This window comes from Bradyrhizobium sp. CSA112, assembly GCF_029051645.1.
In the GTDB taxonomy this organism is placed as follows: Bacteria; Pseudomonadota; Alphaproteobacteria; order Rhizobiales; family Xanthobacteraceae; genus Bradyrhizobium.
The window spans coordinates 1-16,719 of sequence record NZ_JAACFS010000067.1 but is presented as its reverse complement, the minus strand read 5'-3'; the positions used below and the strand labels follow the sequence as shown (position 1 = coordinate 16,719).

15 protein-coding genes are annotated in these 16,719 nt (G+C 63.5%); 10 read left to right on the top strand and 5 right to left on the bottom strand.

Features of this window, described 5'->3' with window-relative positions; all coding sequences use genetic code 11:
• The first annotated feature begins 238 nt into the window (after positions 1–238).
• Both GWE18_RS40935 and GWE18_RS40930 read left to right on the top strand, forming a co-directional pair.
• Positions 239–544, top strand: a complete 306-nt coding sequence (locus GWE18_RS40935; protein ID WP_275191175.1) for a 4a-hydroxytetrahydrobiopterin dehydratase — start codon at positions 239–241, stop codon at positions 542–544.
• Positions 545–647: 103 nt separating this feature from the next.
• Positions 648–1,031, top strand: coding sequence for a YkvA family protein (locus GWE18_RS40930; protein ID WP_275191174.1), 384 nt, complete (start codon positions 648–650; stop codon positions 1,029–1,031).
• Positions 1,032–1,041: 10 nt separating this feature from the next.
• On the opposite strand, the gene GWE18_RS40925 is transcribed toward GWE18_RS40930, so the two are convergent.
• The 3 genes from GWE18_RS40925 to GWE18_RS40915 all read right to left on the bottom strand — a co-directional run bounded on the left by GWE18_RS40925 (position 1,042) and on the right by GWE18_RS40915 (position 4,681).
• Complete coding sequence (locus GWE18_RS40925) at positions 1,042–2,220, bottom strand: TAXI family TRAP transporter solute-binding subunit (RefSeq protein ID WP_275191173.1); 1,179 nt, start codon at positions 2,218–2,220, stop codon at positions 1,042–1,044.
• Positions 2,221–2,264: 44 nt separating this feature from the next.
• Positions 2,265–3,377 carry a hypothetical protein gene (locus GWE18_RS40920; RefSeq protein WP_275191172.1) on the bottom strand — a complete coding sequence of 371 codons (1,113 nt, stop codon included), beginning with the start codon at positions 3,375–3,377 and terminating at the stop codon, positions 2,265–2,267.
• A 329-nt stretch (positions 3,378–3,706) separates the two neighbouring features.
• On the bottom strand, positions 3,707–4,681 hold the full coding sequence (locus GWE18_RS40915) for an NADPH:quinone oxidoreductase family protein (protein WP_275191171.1): 975 nt from the start codon (positions 4,679–4,681) through the stop codon (positions 3,707–3,709).
• 117 nt (positions 4,682–4,798) lie between these two features.
• Here GWE18_RS40915 and GWE18_RS40910 point away from each other — a divergent pair, with 117 nt between their 5' ends.
• From GWE18_RS40910 to GWE18_RS40880, 7 genes are all read left to right on the top strand, one after another.
• A complete protein-coding gene (locus GWE18_RS40910) occupies positions 4,799–5,638 on the top strand; it encodes an SDR family oxidoreductase (RefSeq protein ID WP_275191170.1) in 840 nt (279 codons plus the stop codon).
• A 166-nt stretch (positions 5,639–5,804) separates the two neighbouring features.
• Positions 5,805–6,428 (top strand): invasion associated locus B family protein, encoded by a 624-nt coding sequence (locus tag GWE18_RS40905; RefSeq protein ID WP_275191169.1) that lies wholly within the window; start codon positions 5,805–5,807, stop codon positions 6,426–6,428.
• A 186-nt stretch (positions 6,429–6,614) separates the two neighbouring features.
• On the top strand, positions 6,615–7,841 hold the full coding sequence (rlmN, locus tag GWE18_RS40900) for a 23S rRNA (adenine(2503)-C(2))-methyltransferase RlmN (protein WP_275191168.1): 1,227 nt from the start codon (positions 6,615–6,617) through the stop codon (positions 7,839–7,841).
• 105 nt (positions 7,842–7,946) lie between these two features.
• Positions 7,947–8,438, top strand: coding sequence for a hypothetical protein (locus GWE18_RS40895; protein ID WP_275191167.1), 492 nt, complete (start codon positions 7,947–7,949; stop codon positions 8,436–8,438).
• A gap of 208 nt (positions 8,439–8,646) precedes the next feature.
• Positions 8,647–9,408, top strand: coding sequence for a phosphatase PAP2 family protein (locus GWE18_RS40890; RefSeq protein WP_275191166.1), 762 nt, complete (start codon positions 8,647–8,649; stop codon positions 9,406–9,408).
• 124 nt (positions 9,409–9,532) lie between these two features.
• A complete protein-coding gene (gene argG, locus GWE18_RS40885) occupies positions 9,533–10,870 on the top strand; it encodes an argininosuccinate synthase (RefSeq protein WP_275191165.1) in 1,338 nt (445 codons plus the stop codon).
• 262 nt (positions 10,871–11,132) lie between these two features.
• Positions 11,133–12,890, top strand: coding sequence for an alkaline phosphatase (locus GWE18_RS40880; RefSeq protein ID WP_275191164.1), 1,758 nt, complete (start codon positions 11,133–11,135; stop codon positions 12,888–12,890).
• Positions 12,891–13,079: 189 nt separating this feature from the next.
• Here the strand turns inward: GWE18_RS40880 and GWE18_RS40875 are convergent, their stop codons facing one another.
• A complete protein-coding gene (locus tag GWE18_RS40875) occupies positions 13,080–13,697 on the bottom strand; it encodes a TetR/AcrR family transcriptional regulator (RefSeq protein WP_275191176.1) in 618 nt (205 codons plus the stop codon).
• Between the two features lie 228 nt (positions 13,698–13,925).
• Between GWE18_RS40875 and GWE18_RS40870 the strand changes: the two genes are divergently transcribed.
• Positions 13,926–14,882 carry a homocysteine S-methyltransferase family protein gene (locus GWE18_RS40870; protein WP_275191163.1) on the top strand — a complete coding sequence of 319 codons (957 nt, stop codon included), beginning with the start codon at positions 13,926–13,928 and terminating at the stop codon, positions 14,880–14,882.
• 177 nt (positions 14,883–15,059) lie between these two features.
• On the opposite strand, the gene GWE18_RS40865 is transcribed toward GWE18_RS40870, so the two are convergent.
• The coding region (locus GWE18_RS40865; protein ID WP_275191162.1) for an OmpA family protein at positions 15,060–16,719 on the bottom strand (1,660 nt) is incomplete at its 5' end.

Genomic DNA, 16,719 nt, shown 5'->3' with positions numbered 1-16,719 from the left:
GGGAGGGGGCCGTCGCTCATCAATCCCTGGATGATTGTTTGAGGTACAATTTTATGCCGCCGGCACGCTTACTCAAATATTCTAGCAAATTTTCCCGCTTAACCATTGTTACATCTCCGTCATGGTTACCGGCCGCCCCCAAGCCGCCATTGGACGCCTGTTGCCGCGAATTTTGGGTTAGGGATCCCCGATGCGGCCTTCGGTGTTAGGGTAAGAGGAGCTGGAACGGGAGGCGATCATGGCGGAACGGCTATCGGCGGCGGCACGGAAATCAGCGCTGGCGGAACTTCCCGGCTGGTCCGAGACGCCGGGACGCGAGGCGATTGGGCGGACCTTCACGTTCAAGGATTTCAGCGAAGCATTCGGATTCATGTCCCGCGCCGCCCTGGTGGCGGAAAAGAACGACCATCACCCGGAATGGAAGAACGTCTACAAGACGGTGGAAGTGGTGCTGGCGACCCACGACGCCGGCGGCGTGACCGTGCTCGACATCGACCTGGCCAAGGCGATGAACGCGATCGCGAGGCAATTTGGCGTCCCTTGAGCTGGCGCAGCCTGCGATCTTGCGGCGGCGGCAAGACATCCCCAATTCTTGAATCATCCGAGCGGCCGCGGCGATCTGCCGCGCCGGATTCCGAGGAGCGCCGATGGCATCCGATCACACCGTGGGTTTTGAGCCGGCCGACCGGCTGGAGCAGGACCGTGAGAGCGTGCGTCGGCGCTTCTGGGGCAAGTTCAAGCAGGTGGTGGCGCAGCTTCCCTTCGCCGAGGACCTGCTCGCGGCTTACTACTGTGCGTTCGACAAGCAGACGCCGCGTCACGTGCAGGCGGCACTGCTCGGCGCAGTCGCCTACTTCATCCTGCCGTTCGATTTCATGCCCGATGTGCTGCCGTTGCTCGGCTTTACCGACGACGCCGCCGTGCTGGCCACCGCCATCCGCATGGTCGCGAGCCACATCACACAGGAGCATCGCGATGCCGCCCGCGCCGCACTGAAGCGCGGGATCGACACCACCGATGGGACCGAATAGCGGGCGCTGGCTAGCGCTGCGCCGGTGAGGGAGCCTGCGCCCTCGCGCCTCGCTCGGCTTCCCACGCCTGGAACTGCTTGAACAGGGCTTCCTTGTCCGCGTCGGACTTTACGCTTGCCGCGGTCGTCGGGCTCTGTTTCAGGAATTCATCGAACCTGGCCCGCGATACGGCCTCGACGTTGTGGGTCTTGAGCCATTGCTCGGCGACCGGCAGACGCTGCCAGTCAGGCAACGGCGCCGACAGCGAAACCTCCTTCCACTTCGGGTGGAACGGCGGGTTCTGGAACCTCGGAAACTTCGTGAAGAAGGCATCCACGAACTGCGCAAGCTTGCGATACCGATCCGTGTTCGGCGCCCAATTATAGGCGGCAAGCACCGCGGGCACCGCGATGGTGTCGACGCGCGCGCCTTCCGCAATCAGGTTCGGATAATCCTTTGAGGTGAGCGCGGCCGGCAGATAGTCGGTCTGCAGCGGCTTTGAATAGTCGACCGGAACCAGATGGAAGCGGTCGTCCTTGAATGCTGCGACGGATTTGTACGGCTTGCCGCCGACGGCAATCACAGCGTCGATTTCACCAGCCCGCATTTTCTCCATCGCAATGCGCTGCTCGAGATAGAGGAAGTTGGGCTTGATGCCGAGCCGCTCGAACACGATCGCCGCGGTTACGAAGGTGCCGCCGTTGGGAAGGTCGACGCTGACCTTCTTGCCGTTGAGCTGGCTTATGTTGGTCACCGACTTCGACGCGAGAACGTACATCTCTTCATTGTAGAGCTTCGTCACATAGGTGAACTGCTTCTTGATATCCTTTGCGAAGCCTTTCTTCTCGAGATAGTCGAGCGTATCGGCGCGCACGATGCCGAGGTCGACGCCCTGCAGGAACAGGATGTCGGCCACACTCTGCACAGAGCCGCGCCCGACGATCGGAAGTACGCGCAACTTGTTTCCGTCGTCGAGCACGGAAGCGAGGTCGGCACCGAACTGCACATAGGTGCCGCCGATCGTTCCCGAGATCAGCGTGACCGTGTTGGCGTTCAGCGCCTGCTTGGTGGCGACCGAGCCGAACTGAAAAATCGCTTTCAGACTTTCGCTGACCTTGGCCGGATCGTATTCCGGCTCGGCGGCCCTGGCCGCCGTATTGCTGCACGCCACCGTCATGGCAAGCATTGCCATTCCCAGTAAATGTCGCATGGGTTCCTCTGCGCTGGTCTTGAGTAATCTTCTTGAGTAATTGCCTAGTTCTGCAACTGGCCGAGCCGCCGCTTCGCATCAGGCGACCCAAGCTGGGCGGCCTTCTGGTACCAGAGCCGCGCCGCCGCCGGATCAGGCGTAACGCTCCGCAAATCCTGGCTGCCCAGCACTTGCGGATCATACGTCCCGGCCAGCATCAATGCTGCCTCCGCCTCCTGCGCGTCCGCCGCGCGCTCAAGCAATAGTCGGGCGGAAGTAATGTCGCCGATCGCAAGCAGGCCCTTCGCCCGCTTCAGCAACGCCGCAAGCTCGTCCGGATCGATGCGCCGTGCCGGAGCCGCCTCGCGCGTAACGGGCGCCGGCTCACGAACCGCCGGTGCAGCCGCAGCCACCGGATTAATCGCAGCGACAACGTCGCCGGACGCTTCGCGTGCCACCGGCTCCGGCACCGCGACCTTGCCCTTGAGCGCGCTCTGATAGGCGGCGGCAATTTCGTCGCGCGACGGCGACGCCGATGCCATCGCGTTGGGCGGCGTACGGCGAGCGGCCGCAACCTCCGCGCCGGCGGTCGGTTCGGCGGCCAGCGGCGGCGCGGCAACGCGCTGCGGCTGCGCAGGCTCCGGCACCGCCGCGGCAAGCTGGGTAGCCGGTGGGCTGCCACCGCCGCCACCGCCAAGCGAGGCGTTGAAGATGACGGCGCGCGTCGAATCGATCGAAAACAGCGCGAGAACAGCCGCTATCGCCGACACCACCGCCACGCCGGCTACAATGCGCCCCGCGCGAGATTTCTTCAGGCCGCCGCTGCCGAACCTTCGGTCGCCGCCCGCGAAAGCATATTCGGAAAGCTGCTGATGATGCTCTTCCTCGTAGTTGGAGAGGAAAAGCGGCACCGGCTCGTGTGGCGGCAGCTCCTCCGGCAGCACGTCCGTCCGCTCAAACGACGCATCCCTCCGATCGAACGACAGCGCAAAGGGCTGCTCGTATTGGGGCTGCTCGTATTGGGGGAGCTCGTATCGGGATTGCTCAAGCCGGGGCTGCTCGTATCGCGGCGGCTCGTACCTGGATTGATCGGCCTCATACAACCGAGGATCGCTGATGGCTTCGTCGAACCTGTCAAACGGATCTCTTGCCTGAACCGGCCTGTTATTCTCCGCCATGAATGATGCTCCCCACTACTGAACGCAACGACGGGCGTTCCCCTGCACCTGCTTCTTGCTCTTCTTGACGTACAGGAGCCCCTCTACCGGCCCCTAAAGTCGCACACGGATTGGGTTCAAAAAACGACGCTACCCGGGGCGAATTAGGATATTTTTTGGTATGATTAAGGCGGAGAAGCGGCATAACGCCGTTTAGAAACACGCATTGTTACCGAGAATTTATATCGGTGAGATGACTTATCACGGTGACGTGATGAGAGGCATGCGGCGCCGGCCCGCGCATGGCACGGACCGATTGCACTTCTTCAAGTGGATGGGATCCGGCCTTATCAGGGATGCAGGATCACCTTGCCCATAGCCTTGCGGCCGGCGAGCACCTTCAGCGCCTCTGCGGTTTGCGCCAGCGGGAATGTGCGGTCGACATGCGAGGAGATCTTGCCTTCCGCGGTCCACTTTACGAGCTTCTCAAGGTTGGCGCGATTCTTCTCCGGATTGACCCTGGTCCACGCTCCCCAGAATACGCCGCGGATGTCGCAGCCCTTGAGCAGTGCCAGGTTGAGCGGCATCTTCGGAATGTCGCCCGCGGCAAAGCCGATCACCAGGAAGCGGCCTTCCCAGGCGATCGAGCGCAAGGCGGCTTCGGCGAAAGTGCCGCCGACCGGATCGAAGATGATGTCGACGCCCTTGCCGCCCGTGAGCCGGCGCAAGCCCTCTTTCAGATCTTCCTTGCTGTAATTCAGCGTCAGCTCGGCGCCGTGCGCTTTGGCGAATTCAAGCTTCTCATCCGATGACGCGCAGGCGATCACCTTCAGCCCCATCAGCTTGCCGAGTTCGCAGGCGGCAAGGCCGGTGCCGCCGGCAGCGCCCAGCACGGCGAGCGTCTCGCCGGGTTTCGGGCTGGCACGATCTTCCAGGGCATGCAGCGCGGTGCCGTAGATGATGATGATCCCGGCGGCGCGGTCGAAATCCAGATTGTCTGGAATCTTCACGATTGAATTTGCCGGCAGTGCGATCTTTTCGCGCGCACCATTATGGCCGCAGGACGCCACTACGCGGTCACCGACCTTCAGGTCGGTCACGCCGGCGCCGACGCTTTCGATCACGCCGGCAACTTCGGCGGCCGGCGAAAACGGGAATGGCGGCTTGATCTGGTATTTGCCCTGGATCATCAGGATGTCGAAGAAATTCAGCGCCGCGGCTTTGATCGCGATTACGGCCTGTCCGGGTTCGGCCACCGGATCGGGCACATCGGCCAGCACGAGGTCGTCGGGTTGGCAATATTGCGAGCAGAGAATGGCTTTCATGGGCCCACCTGATTTTCGGACGGGGAAGATAGAGGCTGGATGCTTCTTGCCGGATTTGAAGGCAGGCTACAATCCGATTCAGGCGCATGGCCGTGTGGTGATCGAAGGGTTCAAACGATGTTTGAAGAGGGCTTGCTGGCGGGAAAGCGGATATTGGTTACCGGCGGCGGCTCGGGGCTCGGGGCTGCGATGGGACGCCGCTTCGTCGAACTTGGCGCCGAGCTGATCGTTTGCGGCCGCCGGCTCGAATTGCTGGAAGCGACGGCCGCGCGGATGCGCAGCGAACTCGGCGGCAAGGTTGGCGTGATCAGTTGCGATATCCGCGACAGTGCGGCGGTCGATGCCATGATGGACCGGATATGGCGCGAGGCGCCGATCGATGTGCTGGTCAACAACGCCGCCGCGACCTTCATCGCGCAGACCGAACATCTGTCGCCGCGGGCGGCGGACGCGATCCTGGCGCCGACATTGCACGGCACGATGTATTGCACGCTCGCCGCGGGCAGGCGCTGGATCGGCGGCGGGCACCGGGGCGTGGTGCTTAGTATTCTCTCGACCTCGACGATCACCGGCCGCGCCTTCACGGTGCCGTCGGCGATGGCGAAATCTGCCGTGCTCGCGATGACCAAGAGCCTTGCGGTGGAGTGGGGACCGAAGGGTGTGCGCACGGTCGCGATCGCGCCCGGCGCGTTTCCGACGCCTGGCGCTTCGGGTCAGCTCCGCCCCGAGGGCCGCGATGAAAGCTGGTCGCAACGCAATCCGCTCGGCCGCGCTGGCGAGCATGGCGAACTTGCGAACCTGGCAAGCTTCCTGATTTCCGACCAGGCCGGCTACATCAATGGTGAAATGGTGGTGCAGGATGGCGGCGCCCATTTGCGCAGTTCCGGCGCCGAGGATCTGCTGCAATGGACCGATGCGCAGTGGCAGAAGCAGCGCGAACGCCGCCCGAAGGGCTGAAGCCAAAGCCAGTATTTTGTTCGTCAAAGGGACCTGAGACGAAGAGTCGCCACGGCGGTGAGCAACACCGTAACTGCCTTCCCAAAAAAGCATTTCCCGGCTATCCATCCCCGGCGGCGCGAAGCGCTCTCGGGCCATCTTCCAGTCACAATGATGAGGGAACCAGTTGTCCGTGTTGCGAATACTGACATTTCTGGTTGCGATTGCGGCGTTGTGCGGGACGACAGCCCTCGCGCAAACACCGAGCCCTGCTGCGAAGGGCGCCAAGGACTCAGGCAAGGCTGCACCTGCACCAGCGGCAAAGAAGCCGGAACCGGCAGCGGCTGCTGCCGCGGGCGGCGCGGAACCTACCTTGATCGGCCAGTACGGGACCTGGGGCGCCTACACTGCGACGCCGAATGGCAAGAAGGTTTGCTTCGCGTTGGCGAAGCCGTCGTCGTCGAAGACCAACCCGCCGAACCGTCCGCGCGATCCCGCCTACGCCTTCGTCTCGACGCGGCCGGCTGAAAAAGTCGTCAACGAAGTTTCGATCATGATCGGCTACGCGCTGAAGCCGGGCTCGGAATCCTCGCTCGAGGTCGGCGGCGCGTCCTATGCGATGTATACCCAGGGCGATGGGCTCTGGATCAAGAACGCCGCGGAGGAAGAGCAGATGGTCGCGGCCATGCGCAAGTCTGCCGAGGTCACCATCAAGGGCGTCTCTGCCAAGGGCACCGAGACCACGGACGTCTTCTCGCTCAAGGGGCTGTCCCAGGCGCTCGACCGGCTGGCACAGGATTGCAAGCGCTAGGTCGCTTTTAAGCCCAGAATGACGTTGTTTACGGGCCCTCGAGGGCCTATTTGAAGCTGTCTCACCTCATGGTGAGGAGGCGCTCGCGCCGACTCGAACCATGAGGCCCCGGCTCTCATCCTTCGGGACGCGGTGAAGACGCCGCTCCTCAGGATGAGGGAGAAACCTTCCTAGAACAGAAGTATCATGACCGCAGTTTCGACCGAGACGAATTCCACGCCGATTGTATCGGTGGCGCCGCTGGAGAAGGTTCCGCTCGAAACCTACGTTGCGCCGGCAAAACCCTCGCTGATCGGCCTGTCGCGCGCTGAGATCGCCGACCGGCTGGGCGAGGTCGGCGTTGCGCCGGCGCAGCGCAAGATGCGCACGCAGCAGCTCTGGCACTGGATGTATGTCCGCGGTGCCAAGACCTTTGCCGAGATGACCAACGTCTCGAAGGATATGCGCGCCGAGCTGGAGCAGCATTTCACTGTCGATCGACCCGAAGTGGTGGCCGAGCAGATCTCCAACGACGGCACCCGCAAATGGCTGTTGCGCCTGCCGAGCGGCGATGTGTTCCAAAAGGCGCACGAGGTCGAGTGCGTCTACATTCCCGAAACCGATCGCGGCACGCTCTGCGTTTCCTCGCAGGTCGGCTGCACGCTGAATTGCTCGTTCTGTCACACCGGCACGCAGCGGCTGGTGCGCAACCTGACCGCGGGCGAAATCGTCGGCCAGATCATGGTGGCGCGCGACCGCCTGAATGACTGGGCCGATCGCGAGACGCCGACCGGCAGTCGCCTCGTCACCAACGTCGTCATGATGGGCATGGGCGAGCCGCTCTATAATTTCGACGCGGTGCGCGATGCGCTGCTGATCGTCGCCGACAATGAAGGCATCGGCATTTCCCGCCGCCGCATCACGCTGTCGACCTCAGGCGTGGTGCCTAACATCGTCCGCACCGGCGACGAGATCGGCGTCATGCTGGCGATCTCGCTGCATGCGGTGCGCGACGAATTGCGCAACGAGCTGGTGCCGCTTAATCGCAAGTATCCGATCGCGGAATTGCTGCAGGCCTGCCGCGATTATCCGGGCTCGTCGAACGCGCGGCGCATTACCTTCGAATATGTGATGCTCAAGGGCGTCAACGATTCCATGGATGACGCCAAGCTCCTGGTAAAGCTGCTCAAGGGCATACCGGCCAAGATCAATCTGATCCCGTTCAATCCGTGGCCGGGCACGCGTTACGAGTGCTCGGACTGGGAGCAGATCGAAAAATTCTCCGAATATATCTTCAACGCCGGCTATTCGTCGCCGGTGCGAACGCCGCGCGGCCGCGACATTCTCGCCGCCTGCGGGCAGTTGAAGTCGGAGACCGAAAAACTGTCCGCGCGCGAGCGCCAGGCGCTCCGCGCTATGGCGATGACGGATTGAGATGAGTCTCTCGTCATTGCGAGCGCAAGCGAAGCGATCCATTTCTCCGCTTGCTGAGAGATGGATTGCTTCGTCGCTTGCGCTCCTCGCAATGACGGTGAAATCATGTCCCTGATCGGCCGCATCTTCGTCGTCCTGTTCGCCTTCCTCGCCGCCTGCTTTGTGGCGGGGATGATCGTGGTCGGCGCGGTGCTGTATCCAGAGTTCAGTGATCTCGATGGCGGGGCGATCGACCAGAGCGCCATCAATATCGTGCTCGGCTTCGGCTTCATCTTCCTGTCCGGCTTTGCGCTGCTGCCTGCGCTGATCGTGGTCTTGATCACTGAGGCCTTCTATATCCGCAGTGTGCTCGCTTACGCGGTGGGTGGCGGGATCGTCGGCGCGGCCTGCTATCTCGGCCTTGTTCCGTTCGATCCCGAGACGCTGCGTTTCGACGGCATCGTGCGCCGCCATCTCGAAATCATGACCGGCGCGGGCATCGTTGCGGGCCTCGTCTACTGGATGATCGCGGGACGGTCCGCCGGAGCCTGGCGCGAACCGCGACCTCCGCTGCGGCCACCGCCACCATTGCCGTCACAGTCACGGCCGCAGGCGTGACGCTTTGTTTCGTTTTTCCCTCTCCCCTTGTGGGAGAGGGTGGATCGAATGAGCGAAGCTCATTCGAGGCGGGTGAGGGGTTTGTCTCCGCGGATAGAGACCCCTCATCCGGCGCGGACTGCGTCCACGCCACCTTGTCCCACAAGGGGAGAAGGGAAGATGAGCTTCTGCCTTTTCATCCCCAACCGCCTCGGCTAAACCCCGCGCCATGAACCGGACCGGACTTTTCATCGCGTTGGGCCTATCGCTCGTCATCGGACTGCTGTTCGGGATTTTCCCCGAACTCGACCTGAAATTGGCGGCATTGTTCTACGATTCCACGAGCACATCGTTTCCGTTGAAGCAGAACGGGCTTGCCTCCTTGGCGCGCGATGGCGCGATGTGGATCGCCTGGGCGCTGGCGTTGCCGGCGCTGATTGCCATCGTCGCCAAACTGCTGCGGCCGGACCGGCCGATGCTGATCCCGGGACGCGCGGCGGTGTTTCTGCTGGTCACGATCCTGCTGTCCGCGGTCGTACTGACCAACCTCACCTTCAAGAGCTATTGGGGCCGGCCGCGGCCGGTGGTGGTGACGGAGTTCAACGGCCCCTGGCAGTTCGTGCCGTGGTGGGATCCGCGCGGGGAGTGCGGCCGTAACTGCTCGTTCTTCTCCGGCGAGGGCGCAACCGCATTCTGGACCTATGCGCCCGCGGCCCTGACGCCGCCGGCGTGGCGGCCTTTGGCCTATGTGGCGGCGACCTTGTTCGGGATCGCCACCAGCGGGCTGCGGATGGCGTTCGGCGGGCATTTCTTTACCGATGTTGCCGCCGCAGGCCTCGTCAGCTTTTTCGTGATCTGGCTGGCCTATGCCTGGATTTACCGCTGGCCGTCGACGCGGCTGTCGGATGCACAGATCGAAGTCGCGCTGGCGCGCTGGGGCTGGCCCGGCTACCGCCTGTGGCAGCGTTGGCGCGGGCGCGAGGTGGGGTAATCCGATCCTGGCCGCCAAGGGCTATTAAAGAGAGCCATTAAACGCGTGCCCATCAGCGCGAAATTTGTTATTCGCGCCCTCAAACCGCAAATGACATCCGCCATCTCGACCGATTGGAAGCTTTATGAGTACGATCTTGAAAAGCCTGCCCAAGGGGGAAAAAGTCGGCATCGCTTTCTCGGGCGGTCTCGACACCAGCGCGGCGCTGCTGTGGATGAAGCAAAAGGGCGCCCGCGTCTTCGCCTATACCGCGAACCTTGGCCAACCGGACGAGGCCGACTACGACGAGATCCCGCGTAAGGCGATGGAGTTCGGTGCGGAGAAAGCCCGCTTGGTGGATTGCCGCACGCAATTGGTCCATGAGGGAATTGCCGCCATCCAGGCGGGTGCGTTCCACGTGTCGACCGGCGGCATTGCGTATTTCAACACCACGCCGCTCGGTCGCGCCGTCACCGGCACGATGCTGGTCGCGGCCATGCAGGAGGATGGCGTCAACATCTGGGGTGATGGCTCCACCTACAAGGGCAACGATATCGAGCGGTTCTATCGCTATGGCCTGCTGACCAATCCAAGCTTGCGGATCTACAAGCCCTGGCTCGACCAGCTATTCATCGACGAGCTGGGCGGCCGTGCGGAAATGTCGGCGTTCATGACCGCCCATGGATTCGCCTACAAGATGAGCGCCGAGAAGGCCTACTCGACCGACAGCAATATTCTCGGCGCGACCCATGAGGCCAAGGACCTCGAGCGCCTGGACAGCGGGATCAAGATCGTCAACCCGATCATGGGCGTGCCGTTCTGGCGCGATGACTGCACCGTGAAGGCGGAAAAGGTCGTCGTGCGTTTTGAGGAGGGCCAGCCCGTTGCGCTGAACGGCCGGACGTTCACTGACCCCGTCGCGCTGTTCCTCGAAGCCAACGCCATCGGCGGCCGGCATGGCCTCGGCATGAGCGACCAGATCGAGAACCGGATCATCGAGGCGAAGAGCCGCGGCATTTACGAAGCGCCCGGCATGGCGCTGCTGCACATCGCCTACGAGCGCCTGGTCACCGGTATCCACAACGAAGACACCATCGAGCAATACCGGATCAGCGGCATGCGCCTTGGCCGGTTGCTCTACCAGGGGCGGTGGTTCGATTCCCAGGCGCTGATGCTGCGCGAAACCGCCCAGCGTTGGGTGGCTCGCGCCGTCACCGGCGAGGTGACGCTCGAGCTGCGCCGCGGCAACGACTACTCGATCCTCAATACCGAGAGCCCCAATCTGACCTATCAGCCGGATCGGCTGAGCATGGAGAAGGTCGAGGATGCAGCGTTCACGCCGGCGGACCGTATCGGCCAACTGACGATGCGCAACCTCGACATCACCGATACGAGGGCCAAGCTGAAGCTCTACTCCGATGCGGGCTTGCTGTCCGGCAGCGAAGGCTCGGAGATGTTCAAGCTCGAAAGCGATAAGGGTTAGCTGCGCGGGCCGCCATTGTGGTCGTCCCGGCGAAAGCCGGGACCCATACGCCGCGGCGAGTGTTGTTGACACACGCTGGGGGAGGGCTTTGTTCGAACCAATACCATCCGTGGTTATGGGCCCCGGCTTTCGCCGGGGCGACGAGCGTAGGATGAGCCCCCGTTATGGATACGTCATGCGGGGCAGATAGATTTGACCCTGAATTCTTGCGGAGCAGCCGCGCACGCTGCCCGCTCCGTGTGATCTGACCGGAGCCTCGACCATGATCAAGCCTGTCACCATCACCCTCGGCCTCCTGCTTTCGGCATCAGCGGCCAATGCCCAGACGATCTATCCCATCAACCGCGCCGAAATCCTTTCCGGCGCGCAGTTCGACTTCAAGGTCGAGTTTCCCGACAAGGTCGATCCGGCGAAGCTGAAGGTGATGGTCAATGGCCAGGACTATGCCGCCGCCTTCGGCCAGCCTGGAACATTTGTGGAGCGCGAAGACGGCAAGGATCAGTCGGCGTTGACGCTTCGCGGCGTAATCCTGACCAGGCCGGGCAACGTCACGGTGGAAGTCAGCGACGGTACGCGCAGCCGCACCGTCGGGTGGACGGTCTACGATACCGGGCCGCGCAAGGCAAAGAACGTCATCCTGTTCATCGGCGACGGGCTGTCGCCGGCGCATCGCACGGCCGCCCGTCTGCTCTCCAAGGGCATCGCGGAAGGCAAGAGCCTCGGCAAGCTTGCGATCGACGACATGCCGCACATGGCGCTGGTGGCGACTGCCGGCTCGGATTCGATCATCACTGATTCAGCGAATGCCGCCAGCGCCTACGCCACCGGCCACAAGACCGCGGTCAATGCCATGGGCGTCTATGCCGACCGTACCGCAAGCCCGTTCGACGATCCCCGGGTCGAAACCATCGCCAGCGTGGCGAAGCGACGGCACGGCATGGGCATCGGCATTGTCACCAATACCGAAGTCGAGGATGCCACGCCGGCGGCGATGGTGACGCATACCCGCAGGCGTGCCGCCTATGACGAGATTGTCGAACAGCTTTTTGCGGCAAAGCCCGACGTATTGATGGGCGGCGGAGCTGCGAATTTCCTTCCGCAAGCCGCCCCCGGGTCGAAGCGCAAGGACGACGTCGATTATGTCGCCAGATTCCGCGACGCTGGCTACTCGGTTGCGACGACAAAGACCGAACTGGATGCGGTGAACGCCAAATCCGACACGCGCAGATTGCTCGGCCTGTTCGCTGCGGGCAATATGGACGGCGCGCTGGACCGCAAATTTCTCAAGGGCGGCGGCGTCAAGAAATTTCCCGACCAGCCCGATTTGACCGAACAGGTGCAAACCGCGCTGAACGTTCTGTCGAAGAACGATGCCGGCTTCTTCCTGATGGTAGAGTCCGGGATGATCGACAAATACGCTCATCTGCTTGATATGGAGCGCGCGGTCTACGACACCATCATGCTCGACAACGCGGTCAGCCTTGCGCGCAAATGGGCGCAGGCGCGCGGTGATGACACGCTGATCCTGGTGCTCGCGGACCACAATCATCCCAACGGCCTTGTAGGGACCATCAGCGACGACATGAGCACGACGCCCAACGTGCCGCTCCGCGAGCGCGTCGGCACCTATGACAAAGCCGGATTTCCCAACTATCCGGCTCCCGACGCCGATGGCTATCCGTCACGCGTCGACGTCAGCCGGCGGCTTGCGATCTTCTCGGCGAGCCTCCCGGACCATTACGAGACCTTCCGCCCGAAGCTCGACAATCCCAACGAGCCTAGCGTCAAGGGCGATGCGCCGGGCACGTTCAAAATCAATGAGAAGTACAAGGATGTCCCCGGCGCGGTGCTGCGACCGGGTAATCTGCCGGCGATGATGGGCGCCAGCGTGCATTCGGGAGAAGACGTCGTCCTGACCGCGACCGGACCGGGCAGCGAACGGATTCACGGGTCGATGGACAACACCGATGTCTTCCGCATCATGGCGGACGCGCTCGGTCTTGCCGCGGCTGGTCCGTGAGGGGCTTGCCGGGATTTGGTGTCCCGGACGCGACGCAGCGCGTTAGCGGTGCGTCGCAGAGCCGGGACCCAGCGGCGCCATCAGCTACATCGGAGTCCGGGCCCCGGCTCAGCAGCGCACCACGGAGCCTGCGCTCAGGCCGCGCGACGCGCGGACCCGAGTGTGCTGCGCGGCGTCCGGGGCACGAGCCTACGACGATTGCGGCGCAAACATCAGTTTGACGCAGCTTCGAAAAATCAGGATCTGCCGTTCGAGACGGCTCGGATCGTTCAGCGTCTTGGACATGATGATGGCGCCGTCGACGATGCAGGACAGCATGTCGGCGACATCGTCGAGATCGACCGGCTCTCTCGGCGGATACACCGCGGCGATGCCGTCGAGAATCTTGCGGAAGCGCGCGTTCCAGTCCCGCACCGACTGCGCGGTCAGTTCGCGCACTTCGCGATCGAACAACCGCTCCTGATAGCAGATGCTGGCAATCAGGCAGCCGGGATGGCCGTTCGGCAGGTCGGCCATCGTTTCTGCGAGCAGCTTCAGCGAAATGAGGAAGGCCTGCAGCGGGTCGTCGGAGAGCTGATGACCGCGCGCAAAGATTTCGTCGAATAGCTGGTCGTTGGTCGCGACATAGCGTCGAAGCATCTCGCGGGCGAGCGCATTCTTGTCCTTGAAGTGGTAGAAGAAGCCGCTCTTGGTGAGGCCGGCCTCGGCGATCACTTCGTCGATCGAGGTCGCGCCAAATCCCTTGGCGAGTACGGCGGCTTCCGCGATCTCGAGAATCCGCTCGCGCGTCGCCTCGCCCTTTCCCATCCGCTTCTCCAAAACTGTACTCACGGTACGGTTTCTCCATTGCCGATGGTGCGGCGGTTTTGCGTCTTAAGCCGCAACCATTTGAATTCGTATCATTTTGCAGCTTTAGGTTCATCCGCACCACGGGCCGCCTAGGAAGCCGCGACACTATGAGGCACCAACATCGCCCGACCCAGACCGAGGCGGAAACGACCTACCGACGTCATGAAAAGCTCCGGAGATGTTGAGATGGCCAAATACAGAGACGATCTTCCGCAACGGCGCGGCGGCATTTTCCTCACCGATGGCGGCATGGAAACGACGCTGATCTTTCACGAAGGAATCGAATTGCCGCATTTCGCCGCCTTCGTGCTGCTCGACAGCGCCGAAGGCCGGCGGCACTTGAAGCAGTATTACGCCAGCTATCTCGCCGTCGCGCGCGAGCATGGGGTCGGTTTCGTGCTCGACAGCCCGACCTGGCGCGCCAATCCGGATTGGGGCGCAAAGCTTGGCTACGACGCGTCCGCGCTCAAGGCGATCAATGTCCGTTCGATTGCATTTCTCGAGGAGTTGCGCGCCGGTTGGGAGAGGCCGGGCGCACCTTGCGTCATCAGCGGTGCGATCGGGCCGCGCGGCGATGGCTACAAAGCAGGCAATATGGAAGCTGAGGAAGCCGAAGCCTATCATCAGGCGCAGATTGCTGCCTTCGTCGAGGGCGGTGCCGACATGGTTACCGCCTATACGCTCACCAGTATCAATGAAGCGATCGGTATCGCGCGGGCGGCGCGGGCGCAGCGGATTCCGGCGGCCATCTCGTTCACCGTGGAGACCAACGGCCGTCTGGTGAAGGGAGAGACGTTGCGCGAGGCGATCGAGACCGTGGATCGCGAGACCGAGGGTTCGCCCGAATACTTCCTGATCAATTGTGCGCATCCGACGCATTTTGAGGATGCGTTGAAGGCAGACGAAGCCTGGACGGCGCGCATCCATGGCGTCAGGGCGAATGCATCGACGAAGAGCCACGCCGAACTCGACGAATCAGTAACCTTGGATTCGGGAGATCCGTCCGACCTCGGGCGGCGTTACCTCAATCTCAGAGATGCGTTCCCGAAGATGCGTATTCTCGGCGGGTGCTGCGGCACCGACCACCGGCACGCCAAGGCGATTTGCGATGCCTGTGTGCCGGTCGGCGCGCTCAGCGCCTAGAGCATAATGATTTTTGGTTAGATCGATTTGGCCGCAGACGCGCTTCACCTCCCCCGCAAGCGGGAGAGGGAGCGAACCTTCTTCGTGGTCGCAATCAAACGCAATTTCATCCTGCTTTAGAACGAATAAAAATGGCCGGGATTGCTCCCGGCCATTTTCATTTAGAGAACGATCGCCTCAGCGCGGTGGCGCGGTGCCGGGCGGGGGCGGCGGCAGCGCCGCCTGACCTCCAGTGAGCAGCGGCGTGATGTTGCGGATGGTGACGCGCCGGTTGATCGGGCTCGGCCCGTCGATCTGTTCCTTCAGGTACTGCTCGCCATAGCCTTGCGAGGTCAGGTTTTCCGCCGGCACGTTGAACTGCTGCGTCAGCAAGGTGGCCGCAGATTCGGCACGGCGATCCGACAGCGACAGATTGTCGACGTCGTTTCCGACCGCATCGGTGTGGCCCTCGATCAGGAACACCGCGCGCGGATTTTGCTGCATAGCCCGGTTGAGGCCGTCGGCGATCGCCTGCAGCTTCGCCGCCTGATCGGGCGGGATTTCCCACGACCCGGTTTCGAAGTTGATGGTGTTGACGTCGATGCTCGGCATCCGCTGCCGCACCGTGGGGCTGTAGCGGATTTCGTCCAGCGAATAACGCCGTTCGATCCGTTCCACCGGCGGCGCCATCATGGTCTCGTAGATCACGTCTGGGGACGCCTCCTCGGCGTCGACGATGTAGCGGTTGTAGGGAATGCGGATCGTCGGCGGCGGCAGCGCGACGAAGAAGCCGCCGGTCGCGCGCGGATCGCGGTAGCTGTTGTCGATGATGATGATCTCGCGGCCGCGCTCGTCGCGACGGATACGCCGCAGCAACTGACCGTCGCGGCCCATCACGGTGATGACCTGGCTGCCGTCGGGTCTGATGACGACAGTACGGGTCTCGCCGCCGACAGTCTGGGTCTGGATGTCGCGTGCACCGTAGCGGAAGCGCTCGACCTCGTTGTGACGGACATAGGCCTGTCCGCCGGGATCGCGAACGATGATCCGGCCGGGTTCGGTGATAACCGTGCGACCACCTTCCTGAACTTCGCGACGCTGGCCGCGGAAGTCGTCGAGGCGCTGCGGCCCTGTAGCCCGAGTGCCCGGGGCGATCACCCTGAGCCCTTCTTGAGTCGGAGGAGGCGCCGGCAATGGCGCTGTGACCTGAGGCGCGCGCTGGAAGGCCGGCGCGACGGTCGGCGGTGCGTTCTGGACGCGGCCGGCTGGCGGCGTCGCGGCTGGAGCACCTGGTACAGCGGTCGGCGCAGCGGGAGCGGTTGTGGTGCCGGGCGCGGCGGGAGCGCCGGCGCCTGGCGCGGGGCTCGTCGTCGGCGCAGGAGTTGCGGCCGGTGCAGCCGCGCCTGGAGCGGGCGGGGTCGGCGCTCCGGGTCGTCCCGTCGGTGCGGTCGGTGCCGTTGTCGGGGCGCCTGCACTCGGAGGCGGTGTGGGCGCGCCAGGACGCGGCGGCGGCGCCGTCGTTGTTCCGCCAGGCGGAGGGGCTGCGGTCGGCGGCGCGGTTTGGGTTTGCGGAGTCGGCGTGGTGGCAGGCGCCGGCGGCTGCTTGGCGCCGGCCGGTGGGGGCGGCGTCGGCGCAGGCGATGGCGGCGCCTTCTGAGTTGAAGGCGGCGGAGGAGGCGGAGTCGGTGCGGCAGGTTGCTTCGGCGCGGCAGGCGCTGCTGCCGGCGGAGGAGGCGGCGTCGGCGTCGGGCGCGCAGGGGCAGCCGCCGGAGGTGGCGGAGGCGGCGTGGGTGCCTTCGGCGCGGCAGCGGGCGGAGGCGGAGGTGGCGTCGGTGCCTTCGGCGCAGCAGCCGGAGGC

Bases quoted from the DNA above. Each gene is read 5' to 3' on its own strand.
- GWE18_RS40935 (WP_275191175.1), top strand. From the start codon at position 239: ATGGCGGAACGGCTATCGGCGGCGGCACGGAAATCAGCGCTGGCGGAA.
- GWE18_RS40930 (WP_275191174.1), top strand. From the start codon at position 648: ATGGCATCCGATCACACCGTGGGTTTTGAGCCGGCCGACCGGCTGGAG.
- GWE18_RS40925 (WP_275191173.1), bottom strand. From the start codon at position 2,220: ATGCGACATTTACTGGGAATGGCAATGCTTGCCATGACGGTGGCGTGC.
- GWE18_RS40920 (WP_275191172.1), bottom strand. From the start codon at position 3,377: ATGGCGGAGAATAACAGGCCGGTTCAGGCAAGAGATCCGTTTGACAGG.
- GWE18_RS40915 (WP_275191171.1), bottom strand. From the start codon at position 4,681: ATGAAAGCCATTCTCTGCTCGCAATATTGCCAACCCGACGACCTCGTG.
- GWE18_RS40910 (WP_275191170.1), top strand. From the start codon at position 4,799: ATGTTTGAAGAGGGCTTGCTGGCGGGAAAGCGGATATTGGTTACCGGC.
- rlmN (WP_275191168.1), top strand. From the start codon at position 6,615: ATGACCGCAGTTTCGACCGAGACGAATTCCACGCCGATTGTATCGGTG.
- GWE18_RS40895 (WP_275191167.1), top strand. From the start codon at position 7,947: ATGTCCCTGATCGGCCGCATCTTCGTCGTCCTGTTCGCCTTCCTCGCC.
- GWE18_RS40890 (WP_275191166.1), top strand. From the start codon at position 8,647: ATGAACCGGACCGGACTTTTCATCGCGTTGGGCCTATCGCTCGTCATC.
- argG (WP_275191165.1), top strand. From the start codon at position 9,533: ATGAGTACGATCTTGAAAAGCCTGCCCAAGGGGGAAAAAGTCGGCATC.
- GWE18_RS40880 (WP_275191164.1), top strand. From the start codon at position 11,133: ATGATCAAGCCTGTCACCATCACCCTCGGCCTCCTGCTTTCGGCATCA.
- GWE18_RS40875 (WP_275191176.1), bottom strand. From the start codon at position 13,697: ATGGGAAAGGGCGAGGCGACGCGCGAGCGGATTCTCGAGATCGCGGAA.
- GWE18_RS40870 (WP_275191163.1), top strand. From the start codon at position 13,926: ATGGCCAAATACAGAGACGATCTTCCGCAACGGCGCGGCGGCATTTTC.